The sequence below is a fragment of the Polaromonas glacialis genome (assembly GCF_000709345.1).
Lineage (GTDB): Bacteria > Pseudomonadota > Gammaproteobacteria > Burkholderiales > Burkholderiaceae_C > Polaromonas > Polaromonas glacialis.
The window spans coordinates 1,928,799-1,950,383 of record NZ_KL448323.1; the positions used below are offsets into that span (position 1 = coordinate 1,928,799).

The 21,585-nt window shown below is 65.0% G+C and carries 20 protein-coding genes; 9 read left to right on the forward strand and 11 right to left on the reverse strand.

Features of this window, described 5'->3' with window-relative positions; translation table 11 throughout:
• Positions 1-111 precede the first annotated feature (111 nt).
• Together EC86_RS0109590 and EC86_RS0109595 are read left to right on the forward strand one after the other, a co-directional pair.
• Positions 112-861, forward strand: a complete 750-nt coding sequence (locus EC86_RS0109590) for a universal stress protein (protein ID WP_029525428.1) — start codon at positions 112-114, stop codon at positions 859-861.
• A 37-nt stretch (positions 862-898) separates the two neighbouring features.
• Entirely contained in the window at positions 899-2,107 is a 1,209-nt protein-coding gene (locus tag EC86_RS0109595; protein ID WP_029525429.1) for a M20 aminoacylase family protein, read from the forward strand.
• A gap of 151 nt (positions 2,108-2,258) precedes the next feature.
• Here EC86_RS0109595 and EC86_RS0109600 read toward each other — a convergent pair whose 3' ends face one another.
• From EC86_RS0109600 to ettA, 3 genes are all read right to left on the reverse strand, one after another.
• The gene (locus EC86_RS0109600) at positions 2,259-4,592 is read right to left on the reverse strand and encodes a DUF1631 family protein (protein ID WP_084181259.1); all 2,334 of its coding nucleotides are present in this window, start codon (positions 4,590-4,592) and stop codon (positions 2,259-2,261) included.
• 88 nt (positions 4,593-4,680) lie between these two features.
• Positions 4,681-5,223, reverse strand: a complete 543-nt coding sequence (locus tag EC86_RS0109605; RefSeq protein ID WP_029525431.1) for a DUF1415 domain-containing protein — start codon at positions 5,221-5,223, stop codon at positions 4,681-4,683.
• A 208-nt stretch (positions 5,224-5,431) separates the two neighbouring features.
• Entirely contained in the window at positions 5,432-7,093 is a 1,662-nt protein-coding gene (gene ettA / locus EC86_RS0109610) for an energy-dependent translational throttle protein EttA (protein WP_029525432.1), read from the reverse strand.
• 341 nt (positions 7,094-7,434) lie between these two features.
• On the opposite strand from ettA, the gene EC86_RS0109615 reads away from it, so the two are divergent.
• The 3 genes from EC86_RS0109615 to EC86_RS0109625 all read left to right on the forward strand — a co-directional run bounded on the left by EC86_RS0109615 (position 7,435) and on the right by EC86_RS0109625 (position 10,602).
• Positions 7,435-9,156 (forward strand): DEAD/DEAH box helicase, encoded by a 1,722-nt coding sequence (locus tag EC86_RS0109615; RefSeq protein ID WP_029525433.1) that lies wholly within the window; start codon positions 7,435-7,437, stop codon positions 9,154-9,156.
• A 287-nt stretch (positions 9,157-9,443) separates the two neighbouring features.
• Positions 9,444-9,938 carry a hemerythrin domain-containing protein gene (locus EC86_RS0109620; RefSeq protein WP_029525434.1) on the forward strand — a complete coding sequence of 165 codons (495 nt, stop codon included), beginning with the start codon at positions 9,444-9,446 and terminating at the stop codon, positions 9,936-9,938.
• A gap of 19 nt (positions 9,939-9,957) precedes the next feature.
• Entirely contained in the window at positions 9,958-10,602 is a 645-nt protein-coding gene (locus EC86_RS0109625; RefSeq protein WP_029525435.1) for a YitT family protein, read from the forward strand.
• Here EC86_RS0109625 and EC86_RS30370 read toward each other — a convergent pair.
• Positions 10,587-11,993 carry a methyl-accepting chemotaxis protein gene (locus EC86_RS30370; protein ID WP_269635698.1) on the reverse strand — a complete coding sequence of 469 codons (1,407 nt, stop codon included), beginning with the start codon at positions 11,991-11,993 and terminating at the stop codon, positions 10,587-10,589. The genes EC86_RS0109625 and EC86_RS30370 overlap by 16 nt on opposite strands.
• A gap of 15 nt (positions 11,994-12,008) precedes the next feature.
• Entirely contained in the window at positions 12,009-12,134 is a 126-nt protein-coding gene (locus EC86_RS30375) for a hypothetical protein (RefSeq protein ID WP_269635699.1), read from the reverse strand.
• 261 nt (positions 12,135-12,395) lie between these two features.
• Between EC86_RS30375 and EC86_RS0109640 the strand changes: the two genes are divergently transcribed.
• On the forward strand, positions 12,396-13,178 hold the full coding sequence (locus EC86_RS0109640; protein WP_029525437.1) for an SDR family NAD(P)-dependent oxidoreductase: 783 nt from the start codon (positions 12,396-12,398) through the stop codon (positions 13,176-13,178).
• A gap of 31 nt (positions 13,179-13,209) precedes the next feature.
• On the opposite strand, the gene EC86_RS0109645 is transcribed toward EC86_RS0109640, so the two are convergent.
• Complete coding sequence (locus EC86_RS0109645; RefSeq protein WP_029525438.1) at positions 13,210-13,920, reverse strand: HAD family hydrolase; 711 nt, start codon at positions 13,918-13,920, stop codon at positions 13,210-13,212.
• A 305-nt stretch (positions 13,921-14,225) separates the two neighbouring features.
• Here EC86_RS0109645 and EC86_RS0109650 point away from each other — a divergent pair, with 305 nt between their 5' ends.
• Entirely contained in the window at positions 14,226-14,825 is a 600-nt protein-coding gene (locus EC86_RS0109650) for a hypothetical protein (protein WP_232229848.1), read from the forward strand.
• A 180-nt stretch (positions 14,826-15,005) separates the two neighbouring features.
• On the opposite strand, the gene EC86_RS0109655 is transcribed toward EC86_RS0109650, so the two are convergent.
• Genes EC86_RS0109655 through EC86_RS0109670 form a run of 4 tightly spaced genes read right to left on the reverse strand, consistent with a single transcriptional unit; the run spans position 15,006 to position 18,710 of the window.
• Positions 15,006-15,482 (reverse strand): MaoC family dehydratase, encoded by a 477-nt coding sequence (locus EC86_RS0109655; RefSeq protein WP_198026771.1) that lies wholly within the window; start codon positions 15,480-15,482, stop codon positions 15,006-15,008.
• 27 nt (positions 15,483-15,509) lie between these two features.
• Positions 15,510-16,931, reverse strand: coding sequence for an MATE family efflux transporter (locus EC86_RS0109660; RefSeq protein WP_029525441.1), 1,422 nt, complete (start codon positions 16,929-16,931; stop codon positions 15,510-15,512).
• Between the two features lie 14 nt (positions 16,932-16,945).
• Positions 16,946-18,205: an MFS transporter gene (locus tag EC86_RS0109665; RefSeq protein ID WP_029525442.1), complete on the reverse strand. Its 1,260-nt coding sequence runs from the start codon at positions 18,203-18,205 to the stop codon at positions 16,946-16,948.
• Positions 18,198-18,710, reverse strand: coding sequence for a MarR family winged helix-turn-helix transcriptional regulator (locus EC86_RS0109670; RefSeq protein ID WP_029525443.1), 513 nt, complete (start codon positions 18,708-18,710; stop codon positions 18,198-18,200). Before EC86_RS0109670 ends, EC86_RS0109665 begins: the two co-directional genes overlap by 8 nt.
• A gap of 53 nt (positions 18,711-18,763) precedes the next feature.
• Between EC86_RS0109670 and EC86_RS0109675 the strand changes: the two genes are divergently transcribed.
• Together EC86_RS0109675 and EC86_RS0109680 are read left to right on the forward strand one after the other, a co-directional pair.
• On the forward strand, positions 18,764-19,312 hold the full coding sequence (locus tag EC86_RS0109675; protein WP_029525444.1) for a PaaI family thioesterase: 549 nt from the start codon (positions 18,764-18,766) through the stop codon (positions 19,310-19,312).
• Positions 19,313-19,664: 352 nt separating this feature from the next.
• A complete protein-coding gene (locus EC86_RS0109680) occupies positions 19,665-20,639 on the forward strand; it encodes an IS1595 family transposase (RefSeq protein ID WP_029524292.1) in 975 nt (324 codons plus the stop codon).
• A gap of 235 nt (positions 20,640-20,874) precedes the next feature.
• Here the strand turns inward: EC86_RS0109680 and EC86_RS30380 are convergent, their stop codons facing one another.
• Positions 20,875-21,582, reverse strand: coding sequence for a general secretion pathway protein GspB (locus EC86_RS30380; protein ID WP_029525445.1), 708 nt, complete (start codon positions 21,580-21,582; stop codon positions 20,875-20,877).
• Positions 21,583-21,585 lie beyond the last annotated feature (3 nt).

Consider the following 21,585-nt stretch of genomic DNA (forward strand, 5'->3'; position numbering starts at 1 on the left):
TCGCCAAATTCGCCTTTCGCACGGGGAAACCCGCCGAGCCTTGCTGCACGCGCTGCACGCAAGCCATTGCAGCGGGTCCGGGGACACCCGTTCATCCAGGGAGGACAAGGCATGAACCCAAAACGCCCGATTCTGGTCGCCACCGACTTCTCTGCGCCCTCGCGCCACGCGGCGGACCGGGCGGCGAGGCTGGCCCGCGAAACCGGCCTGCCGCTCACGCTGATGCATGCGCTTTCCAGCCGCGTGCTCGATGAGCTGCGGCACTGGCTGGGCACGGGCCATCAGGCGGAGCAGCGGCTCATCGCCGAAACCGGCCAGCAACTGCAGCAACTCGCCGACGCACTTGCGGCGGCGCAGCAGGTGGCGGTGCAGTGCTGCCTGGCGACCGGACCGGTGCTCGACGTGATCAGCCAGAAGGCCGATGACGTCAATGCCGGGCTGCTGGTGCTCGGCGCCCGTGGCGCGGGCTTCCTGCGGCGGCTGATGCTGGGCAGCACGTCCGAGCGGCTGCTGCGGCGCTCGACGCGGCCGCTGCTGGTGGTCAAGCAAATGCCGCGCGAACCCTACCGCCGCGCGCTGGTGGCGCTGGACTTCTCGCCCTGGTCGGCGCAGGCTATCGCCCTGGTCCGGTGCGTGGCGCCGCAGGCCGTTCTTCAGCCGGCGCAATGGGACGCCTGCGTTGTCGAGGGCGAAGCCTGGCAGTGCATCGTCGGGCAGGAGCAGGCGCATGATTGCGACCTGGTGGTGGCCGGCAAGCATGGCCAGTCGGCCGCTGAAGAATTGCTGCTCGGCAGCGTGACCCAGTCCGTCCTCGCCGAGGGCAGTTGCGACGTGCTTGTGTCGATGGCACGCGCGAACTGATTCGGCATCCACCCTGATTGACAAGAAGGCTCCCGACATGAAACTCACTGACACGCTTGCGTTTGACCTGCCAGAGATCGCCGCGCTGCGACGCGACATCCATGCCCATCCCGAACTGTGCTTCGAGGAACTTCGAACGGCCGACATGGTGGCCGGCAAACTGACCGGCTGGGGCATTCCGATCCACCGGGGCATGGGCACGACCGGCGTGGTGGGCATTGTCCACGGCCGCGACGGCGGCGCCTGCGGGCGCGGCATAGGCCTGCGCGCCGACATGGACGCGCTGCCGATGCAGGAATCCAACACCTTCGCCCACACCAGCCAGCACGCCGGCAAGATGCACGCCTGCGGCCATGACGGCCATACCGCCATGCTGCTGGCCGCCGCGCAGCATTTCTCCAGGCACCGCGACTTCGACGGCACGGTGTACCTGATCTTCCAGCCCGCCGAGGAAGGCGGCGGCGGCGCGCGGGAAATGATCCGGGACGGCCTGTTCGGGAAATTCCCCATGGAAGCGGTGTTCGGCATGCACAACTGGCCGGGCGGCGAGGTCGGCACGTTTGCCGTCAGCGCCGGGCCGGTCATGGCGTCGAGCAACGAATTCAGGATCGTCATTCGCGGCAAGGGCGGCCATGCGGCCATGCCGCACACCGGCATCGACCCGGTGCCGGTGGCCTGCCAGATGGTGCTGGCGTTCCAGACCATCATCAGCCGCAACAAAAAACCGTTGGACGCCGGCGTCATCTCGGTGACGATGATCAACGCCGGCGAAGCGACCAACGTGGTGCCCGACTTTTGCGAACTCCAGGGCACCGTGCGCACCTTCAGCATCGAGGTGCTGGACCTGATCGAGCGGCGCATGCGGGCGATTGCCGAGCACACCTGCGCGGCGTTCGAGGCGAACTGCGAATTCGAGTTTTCACGCAACTACCCGCCCACCATCAACTCGGCGGCCGAGGCGGATTTTGCGCGCCAGGTCATGGCGGGCATCGTCGGCGCTGACAAGATCCTGCCGCAGGAGCCCACCATGGGCGCGGAGGATTTTTCCTACATGCTGCAGGCCAGGCCAGGCGCTTACTGTTTCATTGCCAACGGCGAGGGCGATCACCGCGACATCGGCCACGGCGGCGGCCCCTGCATGCTACACAACCCCAGCTATGACTTCAACGACAACTTGATCCCGCTGGGCGCCGCCTACTGGGTGCAACTGGCCAGCCGCTGGCTGAACACGGCCAGAACGGCCTGACACAGGGGCGAAATCACCCGGCGTTGGACCACGGCGCACAAGGCGCCTGACCGCTTTTTGCTACTGAATTAATAGCTGCTTGCACACGCCAAACGTGCGCAAGAGGCCTATTTGATGCTGAAATGGTTATTTTCAGCATCAAGCGAATGCGTTACGAGCGGCCCTTGTCCTGCACGCTGTTTTGCATGGCGGTGCGGGCAACGCTGTCCAGCGCGCCCTCGACCACGCCCTGCTGGCTGACGACCTTGACCAGGTCCAGCGCGAGCAGGTTGCGCAGCACGCGGGAGGTCATCGAATGCTTGCGCCCTCCCTGGCTGGTGAACATGAACAGGGTGCCCAGGGGGCTGACCCATGTCAGTTCCGCGCGCAGCCACTGCATGTCCACAAGCAGGTCAACCCAGTCGCCCAGTTCAAGCTCTATCTTCCCCTTCAGTTCAGCCCTGGCGTGAAGCCCGCTGCCTTCAGGCTCCAGCAGGCTGGCGGCAGGCCACGGCTGGGTTGGCTCGTCCGGGTCATCCATGAAGCCGGAGTGCTGGACCTCGGACGGCGCCAGCCACAGCGGCACCGGATCGGAATTTTCGAAGAACATCTTGCCCAGCGAATGGCTGCCCTCTGCCGACTGCGCTGGCAGGTCGGGCACCGCCTTGAGCGCCGCACGGTGGACCAGCATGAGTTCATTGAAAAACGGCTGCGACTGCTCGGCCGGAAAATCAATCGACGACAGTCCCTGCCTGAGCGAATCGATCAGGCCCGGGATCAACTTGAGGAGTCGTCTGCGGTGCCTCGTCGCCTGCTCGACATTCAGGCTCCAGAGGACGCTGTCCAGCGCCAGGCTGTACGCCGAAGGGCTGCTGCCGGAAGTTTTTCCAAGCGGGGCCAGCCGCTCCTGGGCCAGGACCTGCGCCCAGGGACCGGTGAGAAACGCCGTGATGATCCGGTTGTCGCCGATGAAATCGGGGCGGGCCCTGATTTCGGCGGCGATCTTGACGGCCATCAGGTTACGTTGTTCCGCCTGAAGCAGCGCCTGGACCGCGAGGCGCTGCGCTTTTCTATTTTCAGGAGTGTTGCGGCCTTGCCTGCTTTCGAAATTGTGAAGCAATCTGGCGAAATCCTCGGAATCGCTGACGCTCTCGTCTGCGAGCAGGACAGCAAGTTCGCGAAGATGTTGCAAAAATTCCGGAAAACCGGCGGCGTTTTCGTTGGCATATCCCAGGCTGGCGCGGGTGATGGCGTCCAGCAGCCTTCGGGCTGGATGGCTTTTGTCACTGAAAAACCGGGGGTCCGTCACCGCCAGCCGCAAAAAAGCCGGTTCCGCGTTCGCAATCATCTGCCGGACCGGTGCCAAGAGCCGCTCATCGCTGGCCACCTGCTCGATCATCAGTCCGACCACTTCAATGGCCAATGACTGGCCCAGCGTCTTGGCATCGGTCTTGAGCCGGGCCCGCAGGTTGGCCACCGGCGCCGGGGGCGGCGGCCGGGTCAATTTCATCCTGGCGGAAACCAGGCCCTTCTCTTCAAGCTCGGTCAGTGCATCGAGCGCGGCAGGCACCGTATGAGAAAAATCCTGCTGCGAAAGTTCTTCAGCGCCGAACTCGGAAAAGGAAGTCGGCTCATGGTCGGAATCGTCATAGTCACCGACCAGCAGGTGGTGCAGGTGATCGAGCGTGAGCAAGGGCTTGCGCCCCACAGGCGCTGAGGCATTTTCTTGCGCAGGCTGGCTCTCGGCAACATCGGCCTGTCCGGAAAACGACGGGGCAGGCGGTGCGTCTTCTGCTTTTTCTGACGACCCCGCGCTTGACGCCCTTCCCTGGGGAACGCCAATGACACCGTAGGCCGCCGGCGCAATTCCCTGGCCGGCAAGGAAATCATTGAGGAACACATACAGCGACTGGAGTTCCTCGCCCATGATCCAGGCGCCGTCGAGCAGCCAGTAGGCCCGTGTCTGGACTGACGCCGGGAGCGACTGAAGCAATTCGAGCAACGCCATGGACATGATTTCCGGGCGCAGGGGGTTGCTGTCGGGCTTGACCACCAGAAAACCCTGCGCCGTGCTCAGCCGCGCCGAAAAACTGGACAGCCCGGCCTCGCAGCCCAGTCTCACACGCTGCTGCAGGCGCGCGTTCTCCACGGCTTGCTGGACCTGGCTGTCGCCCATCAGTTCGAGGTCGTCAAAGCTCACCAATGACAGCAAGCGTCCGGATTGGACCGGCTTTTTGCTGGCGCTCTTGGTGACGCCGTCCGCAGCCATGGCGATTTTCAGTCTTTGGGGAAAGCCTTGCTCGATGCCCAAGCGGTTTTTGTTGAGAACCGTGATGGCGTCCTGAAGCTGGCGCCGTTCCCAGGAATCGGCAACGCTCAGGGAACGCTCATGCATTGCAACTACAAGCTTGGCGGCCCAGCGGTCAATCAAGAAGGGGCACTGCCTGAGGACTTCGTCAATACATGCCTGATAGGCTGCACTTGGGGCTTGTGTTGGGTGGGTCATAGCGTCGGCTACCTCACTTCCGGCAAAATTTTGCAAAAGAAATTTGAGGGCATCAGGCCACGGCCTTTTCTACCCGGCATGGTTGGACTCAGGACTTCAAGCCCAGGGCCTGCCAGCCAGCAGGTCCCAGCTTTTCAAGCGTCCGGATATTTTCTTCATAAATCGCTTCGGCATGGGGAAATGACTGCACCGCCCGCTCTATGCTTTCCTCGCGGAGCAAATGGATCGTCGCAAACGGCGCGCGGTTGGTGTAGTTGCCGATGTCATCAAGCTCGGTGCCGTCGAACTGGAACCTCGGATGAAAACTGGCCAGTTGCACCACGCCTTCGAGTCCATGCTCGTCGAGCACGCCTTCGGCAATCTCCATGAAATCGTTGAAATCCAGAAAATCGTCGAACAGCGTCGGATGGATCAGCAGCGTCGTGTCGATTTCCCCGGCGGGCGTATTGACCAGCAGGTCCAGCTCGCGGTCGAGTTCTTCCAGCAGGTCGTCGGCATGGCGCGCCTGGCTCACGACCAGGCGAACCTGGTTCTTGACATACACCGCCTTGGCGAACGGGCAAAGGTTCAGGCCGATCACGGCTTTTTCAAGCCAGTGGCGGGTCTGGTTCAGGACTTCGTCGTCGGTCATGCGCTGACTCCGGTGATGATGACCGGCCGCAGCGCCGTACCGCGCCCAGCAAGGCCAACGCACCCAGGGGGGCAAGGAACCACAAGCACTGATGGTCGTCGGCACCGCTCCCTTCCAGTCAGGGCCGCGGAACTGGCTTTGCCAGGCCGCAGGCGCAGCGGCCCCCTCGGGGGGCAGCGCAGTACGCGAAGCGACAAGCGTGGGGGCATTACTTGATATCCTTGAACCGCATGCGCTTGGGCTTGGCGCCCTCCTCGCCCAGCCGGCGCTTCTTGTCGGCTTCGTATTCCTGGTAGTTGCCATCAAAGAAGGTCCACTGGCTGTCGCCCTCGGCGGCCAGGATGTGGGTGGCGATGCGGTCCAGGAACCAGCGGTCATGGCTGATGACCATGATGGAGCCGGCGAATTCGAGCAACGCGTCTTCGAGCGCTCGCAGGGTTTCGACGTCCAGGTCGTTCGACGGCTCGTCGAGCATCAGCACGTTGCCACCGGCAATCAGGGTCTTGGCCAGGTGCAGGCGTCCGCGCTCGCCGCCCGACAGCGTGCCGACACGCTTTTGCTGGTCGCCGCCGTTGAAGTTGAAGCGGCCGCAATAGGCGCGGCTGGGCATCTGGAACTTGCCGACATTGAGGATGTCCAGGCCGCCCGACACGTCTTCCCATACGGTTTTTTCGTTCGCCAGGTCATCGCGGTGCTGGTCCACGAAGGCCATGCGCACGGTCGAACCGATCACGACCTCGCCGCTGTCGGGCTTTTCCTTGCCGGCGATCAGCTTGAACAGCGTCGATTTACCGGCGCCGTTCGGGCCGATGATGCCGACAATCGCGCCGGCCGGAACGGTGAAGCTCAGGTTGTCGATCAGCACCCGGTCGCCAAACGACTTGGTGACGTTGTGGAATTCAATCACCTGGCTGCCCAGGCGCTCTGCCACGGGGATGAAGATTTCGTTGGTCTCGACGCGCTTCTGGTATTCAAAATCGGACAGTTCCTCGAACCGGGCCAGGCGCGACTTGCTCTTGGCCTGGCGCGCCTTCGGGTTCTGGCGCGACCATTCGAGTTCCTTCTTCAGGGCCTTGGCACGGGCTTCCTCGCCCTTTTGCTCTTGCGCGAGGCGTTCGCCCTTCTGGCTCAGCCAGGTGCTGTAGTTGCCCTTCCACGGAATGCCGTGGCCCCGGTCCAGTTCCAGAATCCATTCGGCGGCGTTGTCGAGGAAGTAGCGGTCGTGGGTAATCGCCACCACGGTGCCGGGGTAGCGCTGCAAAAACTGCTCCAGCCAGTCCACCGATTCGGCGTCCAGGTGATTGGTCGGTTCGTCGAGCAGCAGCATGTCGGGCTTGGACAGCAGCATGCTGCACAGCGCGACGCGGCGCTTTTCGCCACCCGAAAGCAGGCCGATCTTGGCGTCCCAGGGCGGCAGTCGCAGCGCGTCGGCGGCGATTTCAAGCTGGTGCTCGGAGTCGGTGCCGGCGGTGGCGATGATGGCTTCCAGCCTGGCCTGCTCGGTCGCCAGCGCATCGAAATCGGCATCGGGCTCGCCGTAGGCGACATACACCGCTTCCAGTTGGGCCTTGGCGGTGAACACCGCGCCCATGCTGGCCTCGACGCTTTCGCGCACCGTGTGCTCGGGGTCGAGCTTGGGCTCCTGCGGCAGGTAGCCGATGTTCAGGCCCGGCATCGGCGTGGCTTCGCCTTCGATTTCCTTGTCCAGCCCGGCCATGATCTTGAGCAGGGTCGATTTGCCGGAGCCGTTCACGCCCAGCACGCCGATCTTGGCGCCCGGGAAAAAGCTCAGGGAAACGTCCTTGAGAATCTGTCGTTTGGGCGGCACGATTTTGCCGACCTTGTTCATGGTGAATACGTACTGGGCCATCAGATCACTTTGGTAAATAAAAATAGCTAAGGATAAATTGCAGGCCCGCCTGTTGGCAAATGAATGCCGAATTGTGCGGGCCGGGCGGCATGCCTGAGTGCGCCATTAGAGGCGAAATTCAGGCCTTTATCCGTTGATTATCGTTCCGTGCAACAATACCGAGGTTGGAGGGCTCCAGTTGCCTTCAACATTCGGGCACATCCAGGGACAGGTTTAGCAACCCAGCTGCGATGTTTTTCAGCCCGGCTCCTTGACCCCATCTGCCTATGACTGGCGGGTTGCCTTCAAACCAAGGCGCCCAACAGGCCGATCAAGACTAGCGCCCCAGTGGCGCACATTCCATGAAATTTGAAGAATTGAACCTGGCCCCGGCCATCCTGAAGGCCGTGCTTGAGCAGGGCTACGACACGCCCACGCCGATCCAGGCACAGGCCATTCCGGCCGTGCTGGCCGGCAGCGACCTGCTGGGCGGCGCCCAGACCGGCACCGGCAAGACTGCGGCCTTCACCCTGCCGCTGCTGCAGCGCCTTTCGTCCGAGCCGCGCCTGACCAACCGGCGAGGCGTCAACGCGGTGCGTGCCCTGATCATGACCCCGACGCGCGAACTCGCGGCTCAGGTCGAGGAAAGCGTTCGCACCTACGGCAAATACCTGGACCTCACCTCGATGGTGATGTTCGGCGGTGTCGGCATGGGCGCGCAGATCGAAAAACTGCGCCGTGGCGTCGATATCCTGGTAGCCACCCCCGGCCGCCTGCTGGACCATGCGAGCCAGGGCACGCTGGACCTGAGCCAGGTGCAGATCCTGATCCTTGACGAAGCCGACCGCATGCTGGACATGGGCTTCATCCACGACATCAAGAAGGTGCTGGCGCTGGTGCCCAAGCAGAAGCAGACGCTGCTGTTTTCGGCCACGTTCAGCGATGAAATCCGCGAACTGGCCAACGGCCTGCTGCGCAATCCGCTGTCGATCCAGGTCACGCCGCGCAACACCACGGTGCAGCGCATCACGCAGACCATCCACCCGGTCGGCCGCAGCAAGAAAAAGGCACTGCTCACGCACATCATCAACGAGCACAACTGGAGCCAGGTGCTGGTGTTCACGCGCACCAAGTTCGGCGCCAACAACGTCGCCGAGCACCTGACCAAGGCCGGCATTCCGGCCATGGCGCTGCACGGCAACAAGAGCCAGACGGCGCGCACGCAGGCGCTGCAGGGCTTCAAGAACGGCGACATCCGCGCGCTGGTGGCGACTGACATTGCCGCACGCGGCATTGACATCGACGAGTTGCCGCATGTCGTGAACTACGAAATCCCGAATGTCAGCGAAGACTATGTCCACCGCATCGGCCGCACCGGCCGCGCCGGCAACAGCGGCGAAGCCGTCAGCCTGGTGTGCCTGGACGAGGAAGGCTTCATGCAGGACATCGAGCGCTTCACCAAGCAGAACATCGAGAACGTGATCGTTCCCGGCTTTGAAGCCGAGCCCGGCGAACGCGCCGAGCCGCTGGCCATGGGCCGTCAGACCATCTGGGGCGGCCTGGGCAAGCCGCCTAGCCGCGACGTGATGCAGGCCGCCGCCAAGGCTGCTCGCAGCGAGATGATGACGCGCATCCGCGACACCAAGGGCGCCCAGCCTGCGCGTGGCGGCAATGCCGGCGCCGGTGGCCGCGGCCCCCGCGCCCCTGCCGGCAACAGCGCAGGCGCTGGCCGTGGCGGCAATGGCGGCGGCTTCGGCGGCAACGGTGGCGGCAATGCCGACCGCCGTGGACCGGCCCAGCCGCGCCAGAACGCCGGCTATCCGCAAGGCAGCCAGCCGTCTTTCAGCCAGCCACGAAGCGCCCATGCCCCGGCACCGCGCCAGCAGCGCGACCATGAGTCGCGCAACGACTTCGACAGCCAGCAACCGGCCAGCCATGCTTCTTCGGGCTTCCCGTCGTCGGGCCAGCCTACCGGCAACCGCAACAACTTCCGTGGCGGTCCGCGCACCGGCGGCGGCGGCGCGGGCGGACGCAACAGCGGGCCTCGCCGTCCAGGCGGCCCCGGCTCGTTTACCGGCCGCTAAGCTGACTTTGGCGGCGGGCTGATTCACAGGAAGTCAAACGCCGCCCGGCACGTATCGCCCGGCAACCTTCTCTGGTTGCCGGGCGATTTTCTTTTCAGGAAGAAATTTATAAGAAATAGGTCTTTTGCGCACTGACAGCCAGCGTCACCAGCTATCAAAAAAATAGCATCATGCAGGCCGGCGCCAGCGGAAATCTGGCGACATGGCCGCTTCATGACCTGGATCAGTCCATGACGACGCGCGATTCATTAAGCTCGCGGCTTTGCCAAAACAGGAGCTTTCCTTCCATGCCCCCACTTCAATGGTCCGACGCGCTGGTGCTTGACCTGCCCGCCATGGACGACACGCACCGTGAATTCGTCGATCTGCTGGCGGTGGTCGAAACCGCCGGCGACGACACGCTGCTGGCCCACTGGCGCACGCTGGTGGACCATACCGATGACCACTTCGGACGCGAGGACCGATGGATGCAGGACACGCGCTTTTCCTCCACCAACTGCCACAGCGTGCAGCACAAGGTGGTGCTGCAGGTGATGCGCGAAGGCATCGCCCTGGCCGAGGCGGGCGACCTGGGCGCCGTCCGCCAGATGGCGCGCGAACTCGCCATCTGGTTTCCCCAGCATGCCCAGAGCATGGACGCGGCACTGGCACTGCACTTGCGCAGCGTCGGCTTCGACCCGCTGACCGGCACGGTCGCCCTGCCCGCCAGCCTCATCCACGGCTGCGGCGGCGCCAGCTGCTCGGACAGCAAAACCCTCGAACCGGCGGCGCAGGCGGCATGAGCATGACCCGGGCGACACCATGAGCGCCGCCGCTGACACGGCGACAGGCACGGGCGCGGACCCGGAGTCTGTCACGCGCCACCGCTGGTACGAGGACCTCCAGGCGTTGGTCATCGGCACGCTGTTCGTGGCGCTGGGCGTGGTGATGTTCGGCACCGCCGGGCTGCTCACGGGCGGCACGGCGGGCATCGCCTTTTTGATCCACTACGCCACGGGCGTGAGTTTCAGCCTGGCGTTTTTCGTCATCAACCTGCCTTTTTATGTGTTTGCCTGGAAACGCATGGGCAAGGCCTTTGCCGCCAAGACCTTCGCGGCGGTCGGCCTGCTGTCGCTGTTCGTGCATTTCCTGCCGCACGGCCTGCGTTTTGACTTGTTGTCGCCTCCGCTGGCGGCAGTGCTGGGCGGGCTGCTGTGCGGCACCGGCATGCTGATGCTGTTTCGCCACCGCGCCAGCCTGGGCGGGCTCAATGTGCTGGTGCTCTACCTGCAGGAACGCCTGGGCTGGCGCGCCGGCAAGGTGCAGATGGCCATGGACGCGCTGATCGTGCTGGGCGCGCTGATGGTGGCCGACGGCGAGCGGGTCGCGCTGTCGGTGCTCGGCGCGGTGGTGCTGAACATGACGCTCACCATCAACCACCGGCCCGGCCGCTACATGGCGATCTGAGAGCAGGCCGCGTCCCGAGGGGCATCCTTGAAGCGCTTTCCCCTCCCCTGCGCCTGCCCGGGGATCGACGCCGTGCTGGCGCAGGCGGTTCGTGCCGCCGGGCTGAACGGCTGCGCCGCATCCAGCCGGAACACGCTGACCACCTGGCTGAGCCCGCCGGCCTGCTCCTGCAAGGATTGCGCGGCGGCCACCGCCTCTTCCACGAGCGCCGCGTTTTGCTGCGTCACCTGGTGCATCTGCGCGATGGCCTGGTTGATCTGGCCGATGCCGCTGTCCTGCGCCTGGCTCGCGGCCGTGATCTCGGCCATGATGTCGGTCACGCGCCGCACGCTGTCCACGATCTCGTCCATCGTCTTGCCCGCCTCGGCCACCTGCCGGCTGCCCTCGCCGACCTTGTTCTCCGATTCGTCGATCAGCACCTTGATCTCCTTGGCCGCCGCCGCGCTGCGCTGGGCCAGGTTGCGCACTTCGGCAGCCACCACCGCAAAGCCCCGGCCCTGCTCGCCGGCCCGGGCCGCTTCGACTGCGGCGTTGAGCGCCAGGATGTTGGTCTGGAACGCGATGCCGTCGATCACGCCGATGATGTCCACGATCTTTTTCGACGAGGTGTTGATCGCGCCCATCGTGCCGACGACCTGCGCCACCACGCTTCCGCCCTTGACGGCCACGCCCGAGGCCGTCACCGCCAGTTCGTTGGCCTGGCGGGCGTTGTCGGCGTTTTGCCTGACGGTCGAGGTCAGCGCATCCATCGATGCGGCAGTTTTTCCCAGCGAACTCGCCTGCTCCTCGGTGCGGCTGGACAGGTCCTGGTTGCCCGCCGCGATCTGGCTGGACGCCGTCGCGATGGTCTGCGCACCCTGGCTGATGTCGGTCATTGCCTTGCGCAGCGCGTTCAGGACGCGTTCCAGGTCCCTGGCGCTTTGGCTGTGCGGCTCCATGGTGGCCGACAGGTCTATGGTTCCCGCCTCATCGGCGCAAAGTGACATCACGCGGACATCCAGTTCAGCCGATTGCACCAGTTCGCGCTGCATCAAAATGGCCAGATAGGCCAGCACACCCGCCTCGACCACCACATAAGCCGCATGGCCCATGACGATGCCAAGCCCTGGCTTGGTAAAGCAGATCACGCCATACCCCAGTTCCTGCAGATAGTTGAAGCTCAGGTGATGCACGGCGATGACGGCTGCCGCCACCACGATGACGCGCCAGTCCCGGTAGACCAGCAAAATAGCGAGCAGCACAAAAATGCCAAAGTGCAGCTCGGTCATTCCTGCGGCCTGATGCACATGCAGCCCGGCAAACACCATGCATGCGGCCGCAATGGATGACCGTGTCATCAAGGAGCCGGGCGAGCCAAAGACCAGGGCCGTGGGAATGATGGCCGTGGGCAAGCCAATCAGCAGCGCTCACCGAAGGGTGTCGTGCCAGGCAGACAGCCCGAGGGAGATGACGAACAGCACCCACAACACCGGCAGCATGATCCGGTCTGCCCTTTGGTAGTGGGTATTGAGGTATTTTTCAGTTTCGTTCATATCGGCTTTTCGTTGGAAATCGGGATCAGGCGTGCTGCGTCCAGTGGGTCTCGATGTCAGTCCACGGATCAAAGGCCTGTCCAGTCGTTCTATCGGCCGGCAAAGCAGAAAACTTTAGAAAAATCAGGAAAAACCTTCACGCAGGCGACAGGAATCGCGCTGGATAAACCGCAACGACGGCTCGCGCCGCAGCCAAGCGTCTGAAACGCATGCGCACAATGCTACGAATTAAATAGCACAAAACTCATATACCATAAGCGCATGAACACCAAATCATCACAAATCAGCTTCGGCCTGTCCGGCCGCGTCTGCATCGTCACCGGCGGCGCGCAGGGCATCGGCGAAGCCTGCATCCGCCGCTTTGCCCGCGAGGGCGCACAGGTCGTGATTGCCGACATCGACGACGCGCGCGGCGCGGCGCTGGCGGTGGAACTGGATGGCGTGTATGCGCATTGCGATGTCGGCGACAAGGCGCAGGTCGATGCGCTGGTGGCGCAAACCCTGGCGGCGCTCGGCCGCATCGACGTGCTGGTCAACAATGCCGGGATTTTCAGGGCCGCCGATTTCCTCGAAATGACCGAGGCCGATTTCGACGCCGTGCTGCGCGTCAACCTCAAGGGCTCATTTCTGATGGGCCAGGCGGTGGCGCGCGAGATGGCGAAGGCGGGCAAGGGCAGCATCGTCAACATGAGTTCGGTCAATGGCGTGCTGGCGATCCCGACGATTGCCGGCTACAACGTCAGCAAGGGTGGCATCAACCAGCTGACGCGGGTGATGGCGCTGTCGCTGGCCGACAAGGGCATTCGCGTGAATGCCGTCGCGCCCGGCACCATCGCCACCGAACTCGCCGCCAAAGCCGTGCTGACCAGCGAGGAGGCCAAGGCCCGCATCATGAGCCGCACGCCCATGCGGCGCCTGGGCGAGCCGTCGGAGATTGCCGACACGGTGGCTTACCTGGCCAGCGATGCGGCGAGCTACATCACCGGCGAGATCGTCGTGGTCGATGGCGGACGCATGACGCTGAACTACACCGTGACGCCGTAGCCAACGCCGACGACAGGCGCGCGCCGGGCCGTCACGCGGCGGCTCGGGGGGCGCATCCGGCCAGCAGGGGCTGGAACACCGGATCGTCATAAGCGCGAAAGGTGCCGTAGTCCGGATGCGGCCTGCCGGCGCGAATCAGCGCGCGCATGCCGGCCCGGCTGGCAGCCACGCCGTCACGGTCGAAGCGGTCGCCGATCATCAAGGCGCGCCGCGCATCCACCCCGGTCCGGCGAAGGATGGACAGCAGGCCTGCCGGGTCGGGCTTGAGCCTGGCGACCCCTGCGTCGGTGGCGCAGACCACCGGCGCGGCCTGCAGGCCAAGGGCCGCCAGCTTGTCGATGGCCGGGTAGTCGGAAAATACGGCCACCTGCTTGCCCGCGCCGCGCAGGCCGGCAAACAGCGCGTCCACATGCGGGTAGCGGCAGCCGGCCAGCAGCGGCAGCGGCTGGCGCTCCATCCATTCGCCCGTCAGGGCGCGCACCTCGTCCTCGGTCTTGCGCTGCTGCGCGGCGGTCCGGGCATATTGCAGGCGCATGAAATCGGCTTCGGGCCGGTCACCGAGCGCTTCACGCACCTGGCGAAACGTGCGCAAGGTGCGCAGCGTGTCCAGGCTGCGGGTGCGCCAGGTGGCGGCCAGCAAGGTGCGCAGCATGGCCAGGCGCAGGCGCCGCTGGTCGTACAGCGTTCCATCGACGTCGAACACGACCAGGTCGACGTCATTCCAGTTCAGCAGGGGACTCAAAAAAATTCTCCAGGGCGATGTTCAGCGGTTCGCCAGCGTCCGCAGGGGGTTCTGATTGTGTACAGCGTTCGCCGTCATTTTGCCGGGGCGCGAGGCAGGGGCGCCAAACAGCCATTCGCGCGCCCAACACCTGGGCAGGAAGCGCCGGACCCGGCCGGTCAATAGCCTGCTCCATAAATTGACCCTGTTTTCATCCCGGCTGATTGCAGGACAGCGCCTTATCTTGTCGTTCGGCCGGGGCCTACAGTCTCTGGGCCGGGGCTGCGGCACAGTAGACGCTTTACAAGGATACAAGGAGACTGACCGTGAAAAAATGGAAACTGGTCCTCAGCCAGGGCCTGCTTGCAGGCAGTCTTGCCAGCCTGATGTCCACGGCGGTGCTGGCGCTTGCCGGCCGCCGCGAGTCTGGCAGCGCGGCGGCTCCCCTGAATGCGGTCAGCCACTGGTACTGGGGCGATGAAGCATTTCGCCAGCAGGAAGCCGACCTGGCCCACACGGCGGCGGGCTACCTGACGCACCATGTCGCGGCCACGTTCTGGGCCACGCTGTATGCGGCCCTTGCCAGCGACCGGCCGGCCTTGCGCACCACGCCCGGCGTCGCACTCGGCGCGGCGGCCACCAGCGCCACCGCCTGCCTGGTCGATTTCAAGCTAACGCCGCACCGTTTCACGCCCGGCTACGAGCATCGCCTGTCCAATGGAGCGCTGCTGGCGGTGCATGCCGCGCTCGCCATCGGCCTGGCCGCCGGCGCCCTGGCCCTGCGCGACCAGTACCGGGACGATGAACGACTGGAAGACGAAGAGCCCGAACAGCCCGCGCCACGCATTGTTCGCCATGTAAGGGCCGGCCGTGCCCGGTATGCCGAAGCCGACGGCAGGAGCAGCTTCCTGGAAAACACCCGTTGAAACCCTGCCATGCCTGGAATTCTGCGCAGCCGAAAGCATCACTTTGCTATTTTTTAAATAGCAAACTTCGCTTTCCGGCATTGCGCACAAGGCCATTTTTGTCTGAAATTTCATCCCTTGGCGGCTCAAGCGCCGCCCGCAAGGACGGAACCGCCAGCGCCATCAACCTGCCCGGTGGCGTCATTGCGGCCTGCGCGGCACCACCAGCTTGTAAACCGACTGCTGCAGCACATCGCCGTGCTGGTTGCGCGTTTCGCTGCGCACCACCACCATGCCGCGCTCGGGCCGCGAACGCGAGGGCGTGATGCTGAGCACTTCGCTCTCGACCCGCAGCACATCGCCGGGCCGGGTCGGTTGGGGCCAGCTGATCTCGCCGCCGGCGCCAATGATGCCGCCCGCCAGCGGCAGGCCGCCGCCGACCAGCAGGCGCATGGTGAGGGCCGCCGTGTGCCAGCCGCTGGCGGCCAGCCCGCCGAACAGGGAGTCCTTGGCCGCCTCGTGGTCCAGGTGGAAAGGCTGCGGGTCGAACTGCAGGGCAAAGGCCTTGATCTGCGCCTCGTCGAGCAGATAGTCTGCGCTGGCGAAACGGTCGCCGGCCTGCAGGTCATCGAGGTAGCGCATGGTTGCTGAACTGCTTTCGGAAATCGTGGCGTTCATGGTGAGGTGCTTTCGGTGGGTGTGGGCTTAGCCCGGTTTGAGAGTCTTGACGTGTTCCAGGCGGCGCAGCAGCGTGGCGGTCGCGCAAGGCCAGCCGACACGTCCAAACCAGGCGCCGCCGGCAATCGCCGCCGCGATCACGACGCCATACACCACCAGCGCCGCAGCCTGCGCGATGAAGACGCCGGCCAGGCCGCCGCCCCAGCGAATCGCCAGCCAGCCACCGACAGCGGCCACCGCCAGCCGCGCGACATTGCCGGCCACCGGCCAGAGCAGCCGGCCGGCCCCCTGCGAGGCGAAATACAGCACCAGCGCGACGCCGAAGAAACCATAGAACGGCGCCACCGTGCGCAAATAAAGTGTTCCGGCTTCCAGCATCGCCGGGTCGCTGCCGAACAGCGACAGCCATGCCCGGGGAAAAATCGCCGCCGCCAGGCCAATCGCCCCGGTCAGCGTGAACGCCATGGCCGCGCCTATCCAGGTGGCGCGCAGCGCGCGTTCATGCTGGCCGGCGCCCATGCAGGTGCCGACCATCGCCACCAGCGGCGCGCCCAGGCCGAACACCAGCGGCACCAAGAGGTATTCCAGCCGCGACGCCGTGCCGTAGCCGGCAATCGCCGCCGGCCCGAAGCCGCCCGCCAGCGACGTGGCCACGCCGATCGACAGGTTGGTCGCCACGGTGGAGATCGAGCCGATCAGCCCAATGCGCAAAATGTCGCGAAACAGCGGCCAGCGCAGCCCGGACAACGCCAGCGACGGCTTGAGCAAGCTTCGGCTGGAGCACAGGTAAACCGCCAGCGCCAGGGTGCCGAGCGCGTAGTACAGCAGCAGCGCGATGGCCCCGCCCGCGATGCCGAGCGCCGGCACAAAGCCCCAGCCGAAGATCAACAGCGGCGACAGCGGCACCAGCGCCACCACGCCCACGACGGTCACGTTGGCCGGCACCGTCATGTTGCCGGTGCCGCGTATCACCGCCGCCAGCGAATTGAACAGCCACACTAGCACCGCGCCGCCAAAGACCCAGTGCGAATAGTTCAGGGCCGCCTCCAGCGACGCGCCGCTGCCGCCCATCAGCGCATACAGCCAGCGCCCGCCGAGCAGCAGCGCCAGCGAAAACGCCAGGCCAAAGCCGAGCGCAATCACCAGCGCGTGCAGCACCAGCGCATTGGCGTCGTCGCGCCGCCCGGCCCCCAGCGCGCGCGCAATCGACGACGCGATGCCACCGCCCATCGCCCCGGCCGAGGTCATCTGCATCAGCATAACGACCGGAAACACCAGCGCCATGCCCGCCAGCGCGTCAAGGCCGAGCTTGCCGACGAAATAGGTTTCGATCAGTCCGACGGCGGCCTGCGCCACCATCACCACCACATTGGGGATGGCCAGGCGCAGCAGCGTGCGGCCAATCGGCGCCTCCAGCAGCAGGCGCGTTCTCGGGTCAACGGTGGTCATTGATTTCTCCGTGGTCAGGCTGCCCTGGCGGCGCCCGGCAGGCGCGACTCGGGGATCGGCAGGTTCACCAGCGCGGCGCCGGCGGCCAGCACGATGTCGATGTACCAGACCCAGTCATAGCTGCCGGTCGCCTGGAACACGTAGCCGCCCAGGTAGGCGCCCAGAAAGCCGCCGACCTGGTGCGCCAGCATCACGACGCCGAACAGCATCGCCATGTTGACCGTGCCGAACATCTTGGCGACCAGCCCCACCGTGGGCGGCACGGTCGATAAAAAAGTCACGCCCATGACGGCGGCAAACACCAGCATCACCGCCGGCGTCTTGGGCGCCAGCAAAAATACCAACACCGCCAGCCCGCGCGTCGCGTACAGCAGCGCCAGCAGCGACTTCATGCGCCAGCGACCGACGGCCCAGCCCATCGCCAGGCTGCCGACAATGTTGAACAGGCCGATCATCGCCAGCGCCCAGCCACCGATGGCCGGCGGCAGTCCGCAGGCGGCGACCACGCCCGGCAGGTGCGTCGCCAGGAATGCCACGTGGAATCCGCACACCAGGAAGCCCAGGCTCAGGTAGCGATAGCCTGGCGTGGCCAGCGCCTGGCCGATCGCCTGGCGGGCGCTGAGCGGCTTGACGCCCGAAGCGGCGGCGGCCTGCGCGTTCGCGGCGTTGGAATTGCCCCGGAGCACCCACACGGCCGGCAGCGCCAGCAGCACCAGCACGCCCAGCCACTGCATGGCGCTGGCCCAGCCGACGGTAGCCGTCAGGCCGATGGCGATCGGCGCCATGGCGAACTGCCCGAACGAGCCGCCGGCGTTGACGATGCCGGTGGCCAGCCCGCGCTTTTCGGGCGCCACCAGGCGCGTGCTGGCGGCCATCAGCACCGAAGGCCCGGCCATGCCGGCACCGCCCGCCGCCAGCACGCCAATCGCAAAGATCAGGCCGGCCGTGGTCGTCATCAGCGGCGTGATGAAGGTCCCTACGGCGACCAGCAGCAGGCCGATGGCAATCACCCGCCCAGTGCCGATGCGGTCGGCCACCGCGCCGGCGAACGGCTGCGTCAGCCCCCACCAGAGCTGGCCAAAGGCAAACGCCAGGCTGATGCTGCCCACGCCCAGCCCGGTCGAGGTGTTCAGCGACGACAGGAACAGGCCCATGGTCTGGCGCACGCCCATGGTCAGCGTAAAGGCGCCGCCAGCCGCCAGCAGCACCAGCCAGATGGCGATGTGCTTGTGGGCAGACGCTGCGCCGGGCGCGGGGGCTTTGGATTTACTCATCATCAGCTCCAGTGCCGGTGCTGGTGTCAGCGGGCAGCAACAGTTCAAGGGATTCGTTGATCAGAACGTGCAGCGCCAGCACGCGGCCGGCGCCCAGACGCTGGTTCAGGCTTTGCTGGGCAATTTTCCAATGGCTAAGGGCCTCTTCGCGCTTGGCGCGGCCGGCCGGGGTGATGGTCACGGTGCGGCTGCGCGCATCGCTGCCGGGGGCCAACTCCAGCCAGCCGGCATCGACCAGCGGCTTGAGGTTGCGCGTCAGGGTGGACGCGCTCATCTTCATGGTCTGCGCCAACTCGCCCGGCCGCAGGGGGCCGAGTTTGAGCACATGGCTGAGCAGCGAATACTGCGTGGTCTTGAGTCCGGCGCCCGCCATCTCCACATCGTAGTGCTGGGCCACCCGGCGCATCAGCTGGCGCAGCTTGAAATTGGTGCAGCTCAGGGTTTTTAATGAAGCCATCAGGTCGGCTTCAGGCAGGTCTTGAACAGGCGTTGGCTTATCGTGCATAATTTAATTGTAGCTGCAACTGTTGCATATGCAAATTAAACCGGAGGAACAACATGACCCGCAAGAAGGACACATTGACCGAGTGGATGGAAGAAAGCGCGGCGGTGCGCGTCAAGCTGCTGGCCGGCGGCGGCAAGCCTGGTTTGGCGCTGCCCGAGTGCATCGCGGGCAAGAGCGGCATGGAAATCATGCAGGCGATGCTGGCGGGCGAACTGCCCTACTCGCACATTGCCGAAACGCTGGATTTCGCGCTGATCGCGGTCGAACCCGGCAAGGCGACGTTCCAGGGTACGCCGCAGCTCAAGCACTACAACCCGCTGGGCACGGTGCATGGCGGCTGGTTTGCCACGCTGCTCGATTCGGCGGTCGGCTGCGCGGTTCACACCCTGATGCCGGCGGGCCGAGGCTACACCACGGCCGAGCTGGGCATCAACATCGTTCGGGCTGCGTCGCATGACACCGGACCATTGCGCGCCATCGGCACGGTGATCCACTGCGGCAAGCAGCTGGCCACGGCCGAGGGCCGCATCGTCGGCCCGGACGGCAAGCTGTATGCGCATGCGACGACTACCTGCCTGGTGTTTGACTTGCCGGCGCGGTAGCAGCGCGAAATCACCCTGCCCGTGCGCCACGGCCCTCAAGGCGCCCGACAGATTTTTGCTACTGAATCAATAGCTTCTTGCGCATACTGGACGTGCGACAGAGGCCTTTTTGAAGCCAAAAAGTGTAACTGCTAATGCTTCCGGTTTGATCGCTGCGTTTTCTGTTTTCTGTTGTTTGGCTTTTGGTTGCTTCTTTTGTGGTCTAAGGTTTGGAGCGCCTGCCCGGCGGGGGGTAACTTTCTTTTCTGGCAAAAAAGAAAGCCCACCAAAGAAAGTGGCTCTGTCACTGTTAGATGTGGAATTTTTTTTCCAGAGGCGTAGAGTTCATAGCGAACCGTGAAGGAGGTTAGCCATGAACGCCGAGACTTTCAATGCGTTGATGAACCAACAGGTGCCCCGGCTCACGCTGCGCCAGCGTGAACTGCTCAAAAAGCGTCTGGATGAACTCGATGAGCAGCAAAAAGGGCTGGCCGTCATTGAGTCGTCCAGCGCGACTGAGCCGCGCTGCTGCCCACACTGCCAAGGCAGCGAGCTTTACCGGCATGGCCACGTCAGTGGGTTGCAGCGCTACCGCTGCCGGACATGCCACCGCACGTTCAATGCCCTGACGGGCACCGCGCTGGCGCGGCTGCGCAAGAAGGGCAAGTGGTTCGGTTTTAGTCAAGCCCTGGCCGCGTCCCTCACCCTTCGCCGGGCCGCTACTGCCCTGCAGGTTCACCGAAACACGGCGCTGCGCTGGCGCCATCGCTTTCTCAGCGGCCTCAAGGCAGACCGCGCGACAACGCTGCAAGGTATTACCGAGGCCGACGAGACCTATATCCTGGAGTCGCGCAAGGGCTGTCGCAAGCTGGACCGCCCGCCTCGCCGTCGCGGCAGCAAGGCGAGAAAAGCGGGCCTGTCCGGTGAACTGGTCTGCGTTTTGGTGGCTCGGGACCGTGCCGGACAGACGCTGGACTGGGTGATGGGACGCGGGCAGATGACAAAAGCCGCACTGGCCGGCGCACTGCAGCCCGTGCTGGCCAAGGATGCGCTGCTGGTGAGCGATGGCAACCGGACCTACTGCGGCTTTGCGCACGACGCGCACCTGGCGCACGAGGCGGTCAATCTGAACGCAGGCGTGCGCGTCAACGGCGCCATCCATGTCCAGAATGTCAACGCCTATCACGGCCGTCTCAAACAGTGGCTGCACCGCTTTCACGGCGTTGCCACGGGCTATCTGGACAACTACCTGGGCTGGTTTCGCGCCCTGGACAGCCACCATGGCGACTCTGGGCAAGCTGTCTTGGCGATGGCCTTGGGAAAATTTCCACATTTAACAGTGACATAGCCAAGAAAGTTGCCTTGGGAGCGGGAGCGGGTTGAAGCTGAACGCTCCGACGGGCCATCGCTTCGCTGGGCCCTGGGCACCTGGATCTGAGGGCTGGTGGCGTTGTCAAAGGCTGGCCGGTTCTACCCTTCGTTCACCAACAGCTTCACGCTCTGCCTGATCGGCTCCTTTGCGCCTCAAGCACTGCTGTCGGTTGCTTGCCCTTTCTCTTTCTTGGTCAAGGCAGGCGAAACCATCAATGCGCCACCCGGAACCGCGTGCCTTGATAACTGAACACCGAACTCCTGGCCTGGATTTGTTCCAGTGTCACCCCGGGCGCGGCCAGGCTGCCTTGCGGAAGAACCTGGTTGTTCACCAGCAGCAGCCGCTTGTCCGGGTTGCTTGAGTACACCGAGCCGGTGATGACCAGCGGCGGAATCTGGCGGCGCATGTCTTCGGGCAGATCGCCAAGCAGCCGCACGGCGGGCGGCGCGGCCTGGCTTGCCGCCGAGTTGGCGACAGGCTCTGTTTTGGGCCTGGGCGGCGCTTGCACGGCAGCGGCGGATGCCGCAGGCGCCGGCCTGGGCACAGGCGTGGGCGTGGCGCGAACCACGGCAGGCGGCGAAGAGGCGACGACCCGTGGCGCCGTCACCGGAGGCGGCGATGCCGACAGTGGCATTGTTGGCGGCGGCACGGGCTGCGCCAGCGGCGGAGGCGTTGGGATGGCTTGCACGGCGGGTTCCACCGCCGCCAGCCGCTCGGTGCCGGAAGGTGTTTGCCAAAGCCACAAACCGGCAGCCATGCCGCCAAGCGCCAAGGCTGCTGCTGCCAGCCAGATGTAATTTCGTCCGCTGCGGTCTGCTTTGGCGGCTGGCAACGTCGCATGGCGCGACTGCAGGCCGGGCACGGCGCCGCGCTCGCGTTCGGCATCGGCCCGCTTGAGGGCGTCGAGGATGTAGGACATAGG

What these genes read in the sequence shown, in the direction of transcription:
- EC86_RS0109590 (WP_029525428.1), top strand. Translation starts at nt 112, where the DNA reads ATGAACCCAAAACGCCCGATTCTGGTCGCCACCGACTTCTCTGCGCCC.
- EC86_RS0109595 (WP_029525429.1), top strand. Translation starts at nt 899, where the DNA reads ATGAAACTCACTGACACGCTTGCGTTTGACCTGCCAGAGATCGCCGCG.
- EC86_RS0109600 (WP_084181259.1), bottom strand. Translation starts at nt 4,592, where the DNA reads ATGACCCACCCAACACAAGCCCCAAGTGCAGCCTATCAGGCATGTATT.
- EC86_RS0109605 (WP_029525431.1), bottom strand. Translation starts at nt 5,223, where the DNA reads ATGACCGACGACGAAGTCCTGAACCAGACCCGCCACTGGCTTGAAAAA.
- ettA (WP_029525432.1), bottom strand. Translation starts at nt 7,093, where the DNA reads ATGGCCCAGTACGTATTCACCATGAACAAGGTCGGCAAAATCGTGCCG.
- EC86_RS0109615 (WP_029525433.1), top strand. Translation starts at nt 7,435, where the DNA reads ATGAAATTTGAAGAATTGAACCTGGCCCCGGCCATCCTGAAGGCCGTG.
- EC86_RS0109620 (WP_029525434.1), top strand. Translation starts at nt 9,444, where the DNA reads ATGCCCCCACTTCAATGGTCCGACGCGCTGGTGCTTGACCTGCCCGCC.
- EC86_RS0109625 (WP_029525435.1), top strand. Translation starts at nt 9,958, where the DNA reads ATGAGCGCCGCCGCTGACACGGCGACAGGCACGGGCGCGGACCCGGAG.
- EC86_RS30375 (WP_269635699.1), bottom strand. Translation starts at nt 12,134, where the DNA reads ATGAACGAAACTGAAAAATACCTCAATACCCACTACCAAAGGGCAGAC.
- EC86_RS0109640 (WP_029525437.1), top strand. Translation starts at nt 12,396, where the DNA reads ATGAACACCAAATCATCACAAATCAGCTTCGGCCTGTCCGGCCGCGTC.
- EC86_RS0109655 (WP_198026771.1), bottom strand. Translation starts at nt 15,482, where the DNA reads ATGAACGCCACGATTTCCGAAAGCAGTTCAGCAACCATGCGCTACCTC.
- EC86_RS0109660 (WP_029525441.1), bottom strand. Translation starts at nt 16,931, where the DNA reads ATGACCACCGTTGACCCGAGAACGCGCCTGCTGCTGGAGGCGCCGATT.
- EC86_RS0109665 (WP_029525442.1), bottom strand. Translation starts at nt 18,205, where the DNA reads ATGAGTAAATCCAAAGCCCCCGCGCCCGGCGCAGCGTCTGCCCACAAG.
- EC86_RS0109670 (WP_029525443.1), bottom strand. Translation starts at nt 18,710, where the DNA reads ATGCACGATAAGCCAACGCCTGTTCAAGACCTGCCTGAAGCCGACCTG.
- EC86_RS0109675 (WP_029525444.1), top strand. Translation starts at nt 18,764, where the DNA reads ATGACCCGCAAGAAGGACACATTGACCGAGTGGATGGAAGAAAGCGCG.
- EC86_RS0109680 (WP_029524292.1), top strand. Translation starts at nt 19,665, where the DNA reads ATGAACGCCGAGACTTTCAATGCGTTGATGAACCAACAGGTGCCCCGG.
- EC86_RS30380 (WP_029525445.1), bottom strand. Translation starts at nt 21,582, where the DNA reads ATGTCCTACATCCTCGACGCCCTCAAGCGGGCCGATGCCGAACGCGAG.